The organism is Streptomyces sp. SID3212 (assembly GCF_009865405.1).
In the GTDB taxonomy this organism is placed as follows: domain Bacteria; phylum Actinomycetota; class Actinomycetes; order Streptomycetales; family Streptomycetaceae; genus Streptomyces.
The window spans coordinates 1-7,875 of sequence record NZ_WWJY01001148.1 but is presented as its reverse complement, the minus strand read 5'-3'; the positions used below and the strand labels follow the sequence as shown (position 1 = coordinate 7,875).

Sequence of the window (7,875 nt, the reverse complement as noted above, 5' to 3'; positions counted from 1 at the left end):
GGCTGGCCCGGCTGCGGCAGCTCGCTGTCCGGCAGCGCCTTCGCGCGGTCGACCGCCGCCTGCCACTGCTCCAGCTGCCGCCGCCCCATCCGGTGCCCGAACCCGGGCAGCGCGGTGAGCGCGTGCACGTTCACCGGCAGCGCCAGCGACGCCTCGACGATCGCCGTGTCGCTCAGCACCTTGCCGGGCGAGACGTCACGCCGCTGCGCCACGCTGTCGCGCGTGTTCCACAGCTCCCGTACCGCCGCCATCTGCCGCCGCCGCCGCACCTTGTGCATGCCGGACGTACGCCGCCACGGATCCTTGCGGGGCGGCGCGGGCGGCGCCGAGGCGATCGCCTCGAACTCCTGGTGGGCCCAGTCCAGCTTGCCCTGCCGGTCCAGTTCCTTCTCCAGCGCGTCCCGCAGGTCCACCAGCAGCTCCACGTCGAGCGCCGCGTACCGCAGCCAGGGCTCGGGCAGCGGGCGCGTCGACCAGTCGACCGCGGAGTGGCCCTTCTCCAGGGCGAAACCGAGCACGTTCTCGACCATCGCGCCGAGCCCGACCCGGGGGAAGCCCGCCAGCCGGCCCGCCAGCTCCGTGTCGAACAGCCGGGTGGGCGTCATGCCTATTTCCCGCAGGCACGGAAGATCCTGGGTGGCCGCGTGGAGGATCCACTCCGTGTCGGAGAGGGCCTCGCCGAGCCCGGAGAGGTCGGGGCAGCCGACCGGGTCGATCAGTGCCGTACCCGCGCCGGCGCGGCGCAACTGAACCAAATAGGCGCGCTGACCGTATCTGTAACCGGAAGCACGTTCCGCGTCGACGGCCACGGGACCCGTCCCCGCGGCGAACGCGGCGATCACCCGGGCGAGGGCGTCATCGGTCTCCACCACGGGGGGAATGCCCTCGCGGGGCTCCAACAAAGGGATCGGCGCCGTTTCGACGTCGTCCGGGGGTGCGCCCCCGGTGGTTCGCAGTGCTGGGTCTGCTGCGGTCTCTTGGGCGTCGGTCACCTGTCAAGGGTATCCGCCTGCGCGAACCGCTGACCTGCACTTTCGGTCCAAGAGTCGGATGACCTGCGAAAACACCTCCCACAGGCCCCACAGGCACGCCCCGAACAGGCGCCTGGACGCGGACCGCCCGCCGACGGAACGTTCCGTCGGCGGGCGGTCCGCGTGGGGGGAAGCGTGGGGAAAGGGGTGGAGGTGGTGGTGGGGGAGGGGCCAGGGGTGGAAGCGGTGTGCGCCTGGTCAGTGGATGATTCCGGTACGGAGGGCCACGGCGACCATCCCCGCCCGGTCACCCGTGCCGAGCTTGCGCGCGATACGGGCGAGGTGGCTCTTCACAGTCAGGGCCGACAGGCCCATCGAGACGCCGATGGCCTTGTTGGACTGGCCCTCGGCGACGAGTCTGAGCACCTCGACCTCACGGCCGGAGAGCTCGCGGTAACCGCCCGGGTGGCTCGGGGCGCCCGGGGGGCGGCGGTGCATGCGCGGTCCCGCGCCGATGGGCGCGGCGCCGGGACGGGTGGGGTGGCCGATGTTCGTACGCGTACCGGTCACGACGTAGCCCTTGACGCCGCCCGCGAGGGCGTTGCGCACCGCGCCGATGTCGTCGGCGGCGGAGAGGGCGAGACCGTTGGGCCAGCCTGCGGCCCGGGTCTCGGACAGCAGGGTCAGCCCGGAACCGTCGGGCAGGTGGACGTCGGCCACGCAGATGTCGCGCGGGTTGCCGACGCGGGGACGGGCCTCCGCGATGGACGACGCCTCGATGACGTCACGGACTCCAAGGGCCCACAGGTGGCGGGTGACGGTGGAGCGGACGCGCGGGTCGGCCACGACGACCATGGCCGTCGGCTTGTTCGGGCGGTAGGCGACCAGGCTTGCGGGCTGCTCGAGGAGAACGGACACCAGGCCTCCTGGGGGAAGGTGCGTGCGGGACGTCTCCGGCGCTGGGGATGAAGCCGGGGCGAACCGTGCTTGAAGGGTCATTGACCTCTTCGGCACCAAACCCGTCGGCCTTTAGAGAATGATCACGATTTGGTGAGTAACAATTCGGGCAATTCGGATGCGTGATCGATCATCCTACGAGTGGTCAGTCACCGAAGGCCTCCCCGGAGATGGTCCGGGGAGGCCTTCGGGACGTGCGGCGCACACGCGGCGCGGGCGGGCTGAGGGGCCGTCAGGAGACCTGCGGGCCGCGTCGCTGGGGAAGGGACACCACGCCCGCGTCCGGCCCTCCGTGGCCCGTTCCAGGCCCTACCGGGGGCAACCCCGCCAGCTGGCAGAGCAGATCGCACCAGGCCGCCAGGTGCGCGGCCGTGTCCGGCACCCCGCCCCGGCCCTCCCGGGGCGTCCACGACGCCCGGATCTCGATCTGTGTGGCCGGCCTGCGCTCCGCGAGCCCGCCGAAGTAGTGCGACCCCGCACGGGTGACGGTGCCGCTCGCCTCCCCGTACGACAGCCCCCGCGCCTCCAGCGCGCCGGTCAGCCACGACCAGCACACCTCGGGGAGCAGCGGGTCCGCCGCCATCTCCGGTTCCAGTTCCGCCCGTACGAGGGTCACCAGCCGGAAGGTCCCCTGCCAGGCGTCGTGCCCCGCCGGGTCGTGGAGCAGGACCAGCCTGCCGTCCGCCAGGTCGTCCTCACCGTCGACGACCGCCGCCTCCAGGGCGTACGCGTGCGGAGCCAGCCGCTTCGGCGGCGGGGTCGGGTCGATCTCGATCTCGGGACGCAGCCGTGCCGTCCGCAGTGCCTCGACCGCCTGCCGGAAGGCCCGTGGAACGGCGTCCCCCTCCGCGTCCCCGTCCCTGCCCTCCGTTCCCTCGGTGCCGTTGGAATGATCGGAAAACTGTCCCTGAGCCGCAGCCATGCGGGGAAGAGTAGGCGGAACGGGGGCCGCGCGCAGGGAGGGACACCCGGCCCGGGGCCGCGGCTTACCCGTACATGCGAAGATTCTGGTCGTGAGCGCCATGGAACGCCCCTCGGGCCAGCAGCCGACGACGTACGACTCCGCCTTCATGAAGGCGTGCAGACGCGAACCGGTGCCGCACACGCCGGTCTGGTTCATGCGCCAGGCCGGCCGCTCGCTGCCCGAGTACCTCAAGGCGCGCGAGGGCATTCCGATGCTGGAGTCCTGCACGCGCCCGGAGTTGGTGGCGGAGATCACGCTCCAGCCGGTACGGCGCCACAAGGTCGACGCCGCGATCTACTACAGCGACATCGTCGTCCCCCTCAAGGCCATCGGCCTCGACCTGGACATCAAGCCGGGCGTCGGCCCGGTTGTCGCGGACCCCGTCAGGACCCGCGCCGACCTGGCGCGCCTGCGCGACCTGACCCCCGAGGACGTGTCGTACGTCACGGAGGCGATCGGCCTGCTCACCGCCGAGCTGGGGGCCACCCCGCTCATCGGCTTCGCCGGCGCCCCCTTCACGCTCGCCAGCTACCTCATCGAGGGCGGCCCCTCGCGGACGTACGAGCGCACCAAGGCCATGATGTACGGCGACCCGGACCTCTGGTCCGACCTCCTCGACCGCCTCGCGGCCATCACGGGCGCCTTCCTCAAGGTGCAGATCGAGGCGGGGGCGAGCGCCGTCCAGCTCTTCGACTCCTGGGCCGGCGCGCTCGCCCCCAAGGACTACCGCGGCTACGTGATGCCGGCCTCGGCCAAGGTCTTCGAGACGGTCGCCCCGTACGGGGTCCCGCGCCTCCACTTCGGCGTCGGTACGGGCGAACTGCTCGGGCTGATGGGCGAGGCCGGCGCGGACGTCGTCGGCGTCGACTGGCGCGTCCCGCTGGACGAGGCGGTCCGCCGGATCGGGCCCGGCAAGGCGCTCCAGGGCAACCTCGACCCGACCGTGCTGTTCGCCCCCACCGAGGTGGTGGAGACCAAGGCGCGCGAGGTGCTGGACGCGGCGGCGGGCCTGGAGGGGCACGTCTTCAACCTGGGCCACGGCGTCATGCCGAGCACCGACCCGGACTCCCTGACCCGCCTGGTCGACTACGTCCACACGCGAACCGCCCGCTGAGGGGGCACCCGCCCGCTCACATGCCCGCCGCCCGCACCGCCGTCACGGCCTTGCGGGCGGCCACCAGCACCGGGTCCCAGACCGGTGAGAACGGCGGCGCGTAACCGAGGTCCAGGGTGGTCATCCGCTCCACCGTCATGCCCGCGGTGAGCGCCACCGCCGCGATGTCCACCCGCTTCGCCGCGCCCTCGCGCCCGACGATCTGCACGCCGAGGAGCCGTCCCGTACGGCGCTCCGCGAGCATTTTCACGGTCATCAGGGTGGCGCCCGGGTAGTAGCCGGCGCTGTTCGTGGACTCGATGGTCGCCGTGACGAACCGGAGCCCCGCCCTGCGCGCGTCCTTCTCCCGCAGGCCCGTCCTGGCGATCTCCAGGTCGCAGACCTTGCTGACGGCCGTGCCGACGACACCGGGGAACGTGGCGTACCCGCCGCCCACGTTCGCCCCGATGATCTGGCCGTGCTTGTTGGCGTGGGTGCCGAGCGCGAGGTGCCGGGTCGCGCCCGACACCAGGTCGAGCACCTCGACGCAGTCGCCGCCCGCCCAGATGTTCTCGTGGCCGCGCACCCGCATCGACAGGTCGGTGAGCAGCCCGCCGTACGCGCCGAGCGGCAGTCCCGCCGCGCGGGCCAGGGTCGTCTCCGGCCGGACGCCCATGCCGAGGACGATCACATCGGCCGGGTACGTGGTGTCCTCGGTGGCCACCGCCCGCGCCCGGCCGTCGTGGCCGGTGAGGATCGCGGTGACCGTGGCGCCGCCGACGGTGGTGATGCCGAGGTTGTCCATCGCCGTGCGCACCAGCTGCCCCATGTCCGGGTCCAGGGTGGCCATCGGCTGTTCGTCGCGGTGGACGACGGTGACCTCGAAACCGCGCTTGAGGAGCGCCTCGGCCATCTCGACGCCGATGTACCCGGCGCCGACCACCACCGCGCGCCCGCCGTCGTGTCCCGCCAGCCCGTCCAGCAGGGCCCGGCCGTCGTCGAGGGTCTGCACGCCGTACACCCCCGGCGCGTCGATGCCGGGCAGCGGCGGCCTGACGGGGTGCGCGCCGGTGGCGACGACCAGGTGGTCGTAGCCGGTCCAGCTCTCCGTACCGTCGCCGAGATCACGCGACCGCACCCGCCCGCCGGCCACGTCGATCGCGACCACCTCCGTGCGGGTCCGCAGGTCGATCGCGCGCTCGCGGTGCTCCTCGGGCGTGCGCGCGATCAGGGCGTCGGGCCCCGCCACGTCACCGCTCACCCAGTACGGGATCCCGCACGCGGAGTACGAGGTGAAGTTCCCGCGCTCGAAGGCGACGATCTCCAGCCGGTCGGGCCCCTTCAGCCTGCGGGCCTGCGACGCGGCGGACATGCCCGCCGCGTCGCCGCCGATGACCACCATGCGCTCCGCTGCCATTCCGCGTCCGTCCTTCCGCTCCGTCGTCCGCTACGGAACGCTACGCGGGCGCGGTGGATCAGTCCTGCGCGCGGGGTCCTTCCTGGCCGCCGGCGGCCGGGGCGGTCGCCGGAGCGGGGGCGGTGGCCGGCGCGGTCCGGCGCCGCAGCTGGGCGCGGACGATCCGCCACAGCAGGTAGAGCACGGCGAGCACGGCGGCGAACGGCGCCACCGCCCCGATCGCGACGGTGATCCACCGCAGGGTCGCGACCAGCGCGTCCCACCCGCCGCCCAGCGCGTCCGCGAAGGTCGGATCGTCGTCCGAGCCGTCCTTCTCCTCCACCGGGGGCTCGGTGAGGTCGAGCGTGACGGTCGCCAGCGTGGTGCGGTCCTTGAGCGAGGACTGCTGGGCGAGCAGTGACTCCAGATCCGCCTGACGGCGGCTCAACTCCCCTTCCAGCGTGACCACATCACTCAGCTTGGTGGCCCGGTCCATCAACTCCCGCACCCGCGCCACACTCACGCGCTGCGAGGCCACCCGGCTGTCCACGTCGACCACCTTGTCGGTGACGTCCTTCGCGTCCGCCGTACGGGACAACAGCTTCCCGGTGCCCGCCAGTTCGCGCAGCACACGGTCGTACGACTCCTGCGGGACCCGCAGCACGACCGTGGTCGACGTGTAGTTGTCGTCGACCCGCTCCGTGCTCTCCTTCTCGACCAGACCACCGGCCCCCAGCGCCACCGACCGGGCCGTGGCGAGCGCCTTCGTGGCGTTCTTGACCTCGACGGCGAGCCGCGCGGTCCTGATGACATGGGTCACGGCCGGGACCTTGTCCCCCTGCTCCTGTCCCGTGACCTTCCCGGCCGGGGCCCGGCCTCCGGCGGCGGGCCCCGCGCCCTGCCGGTCGGACACCGCCCCGTCGGCGGCCCTCCCCCCGGCGGCGGACTTGGCCTGCGAATCGGCGCGACTGTCGCCGCCCGCGCCGCATCCGGCCAGTGCGAGTGAAGCGGTCAGCAACGCGGCCGCGAGTACGGACATCTTCCGCATGAGTTCCCCCCTGGGACATGCACGAGTGATGCCGGTTCGACGGCGGCCCCGTCGGGCGGGTTTCCCTTTCGCGGTCCCGAAGAGGTCACGGTCGGGACTCGTTACGGGTTTGAGAGAGTGGGCCCATGGAGTCGAAAGCGCAGCACGTCAGCACACACACCGGCCGGGTCGTTGTCATCGGCGGCGGGATCGCCGGACTCGCCGCCGCACACCGGCTGCTGGGCGCGGGGGTCGCCGTGACGCTGCTCGAAGGCTCCGCGCGGCTCGGTGGGAAGCTCCTCACGGGGGAGATCGAGGGGGTGCCCGTCGACCTGGGCGCCGAATCCATGCTCGCGCGCCGGCCCGAGGCCGTCGACCTCGCCGAGGCCGTCGGCCTCGGCGACCTGCTCCAGCCGCCCACGGCGGGCGGCGCCTCGGTGTGGACCAGGGGCGCGCTGCGGCCGATGCCCAAGGGCCATGTGATGGGCGTGCCCGGCGACGCGACCGCCCTCGCGGGGCTGCTCTCCGACGAAGGACTCGCCCGGATCGCCCAGGAGCCCGACCTGGCACCCACCGAGGTCGGGGACGACGTGTCGGTCGGGGAGTACGTCGCCGAACGGCTCGGCCGCGAGGTGGTCGACCGGCTGGTGGAGCCCCTCCTCGGCGGGGTCTACGCGGGCGACGCGTACCGCATCTCCATGAAGGCCGCCGTGCCGCAGCTCTTCGCCGCCGTCCGTACCCACGACTCGCTGCTCGCGGGCGTCCGCGACCTCCAGGAGAAGGCGGCGGCACGGCCGCAGTCCGCCGCCGTCTTCGCGGGCATCGCCGGGGGAGTGGGCACCCTGCCCGGGGCCGTCGCCGACGCCGTACGGGCCGGGGGCGGCGAGATCCTCCTCGACACCCCCGTCCTCGGCCTCACCAGGACACCCGACGGCTGGCGGATCCGTACCGGCACCGGGGAACTGACCGCCGACGGCGTGGTCCTCGCGACCCCCGCGTGGTCCGCCGCCACCCTGCTCGCCGCCGAATCCCCCGCCGCCTCCGCCGAGTTGGCCGGCGTCGAGTACGCCTCCATGGCCCTGGTCACCCTGGCCTTCCGGCGCTCCGACCTCACCGGCATGCCCGAGGGCAGCGGCTTCCTCGTGCCGCCCGTCGACGGACTCACCATCAAGGCCTCCACCTTCTCCACCCGTAAGTGGGGCTGGGTGTCCGACGCCGCGCCCGACCTCTTCCTCCTGCGCACCTCCATCGGCCGGTACGGCGACGAGGAACACCTGCACCACGAGGACGCCGACCTGGTCGACGTGTCCCTGCGCGACCTCGGCGAGGCGACCGGGCTCGACGCGAAACCGGTCGCGAGCGAGGTCACCCGGTGGATCGGCGGCCTGCCCCAGTACCCCGTCGGCCACCAGGCCCGCGTCGAACGCGTCCGCGCCGCCGTCGCCGCCCTCCCCGGGCTGCGGGTCT

General features: G+C 73.1%; 7 protein-coding genes. 2 read left to right on the top strand and 5 right to left on the bottom strand.

The features are described from left to right. The 3 genes from GT042_RS34435 to GT042_RS34425 form a co-directional block, all read right to left on the bottom strand. The coding region (locus GT042_RS34435) for a ribonuclease D (RefSeq protein ID WP_161312623.1) at positions 1–992 on the bottom strand (992 nt) is incomplete at its 3' end. A gap of 237 nt (positions 993–1,229) precedes the next feature. Beyond that, positions 1,230–1,889 carry a response regulator transcription factor gene (locus tag GT042_RS34430; RefSeq protein WP_161312622.1) on the bottom strand — a complete coding sequence of 220 codons (660 nt, stop codon included), beginning with the start codon at positions 1,887–1,889 and terminating at the stop codon, positions 1,230–1,232. Positions 1,890–2,160: 271 nt separating this feature from the next. Further along, on the bottom strand, positions 2,161–2,850 hold the full coding sequence (locus tag GT042_RS34425) for a DUF3000 domain-containing protein (RefSeq protein WP_161312621.1): 690 nt from the start codon (positions 2,848–2,850) through the stop codon (positions 2,161–2,163). 100 nt (positions 2,851–2,950) lie between these two features. Between GT042_RS34425 and hemE the strand changes: the two genes are divergently transcribed. Further along, positions 2,951–4,006: a uroporphyrinogen decarboxylase gene (hemE, locus tag GT042_RS34420; RefSeq protein WP_202534554.1), complete on the top strand. Its 1,056-nt coding sequence runs from the start codon at positions 2,951–2,953 to the stop codon at positions 4,004–4,006. A 16-nt stretch (positions 4,007–4,022) separates the two neighbouring features. Here the strand turns inward: hemE and GT042_RS34415 are convergent, their stop codons facing one another. Both GT042_RS34415 and GT042_RS34410 read right to left on the bottom strand, forming a co-directional pair. After that, entirely contained in the window at positions 4,023–5,402 is a 1,380-nt protein-coding gene (locus GT042_RS34415; RefSeq protein ID WP_161312619.1) for an FAD-dependent oxidoreductase, read from the bottom strand. 58 nt (positions 5,403–5,460) lie between these two features. Then, positions 5,461–6,429: a DUF4349 domain-containing protein gene (locus GT042_RS34410; RefSeq protein ID WP_161312618.1), complete on the bottom strand. Its 969-nt coding sequence runs from the start codon at positions 6,427–6,429 to the stop codon at positions 5,461–5,463. 125 nt (positions 6,430–6,554) lie between these two features. Between GT042_RS34410 and hemG the strand changes: the two genes are divergently transcribed. Beyond that, on the top strand, positions 6,555–7,875 hold a 1,321-nt coding region (gene hemG / locus GT042_RS34405; RefSeq protein ID WP_161312617.1), incomplete at its 3' end, for a protoporphyrinogen oxidase.

Bases quoted from the DNA above. Each gene is read 5' to 3' on its own strand.
- GT042_RS34425 (WP_161312621.1), bottom strand. From the start codon at position 2,850: ATGGCTGCGGCTCAGGGACAGTTTTCCGATCATTCCAACGGCACCGAG.
- hemE (WP_202534554.1), top strand. From the start codon at position 2,951: ATGGAACGCCCCTCGGGCCAGCAGCCGACGACGTACGACTCCGCCTTC.
- GT042_RS34415 (WP_161312619.1), bottom strand. From the start codon at position 5,402: ATGGCAGCGGAGCGCATGGTGGTCATCGGCGGCGACGCGGCGGGCATG.
- GT042_RS34410 (WP_161312618.1), bottom strand. From the start codon at position 6,429: ATGCGGAAGATGTCCGTACTCGCGGCCGCGTTGCTGACCGCTTCACTC.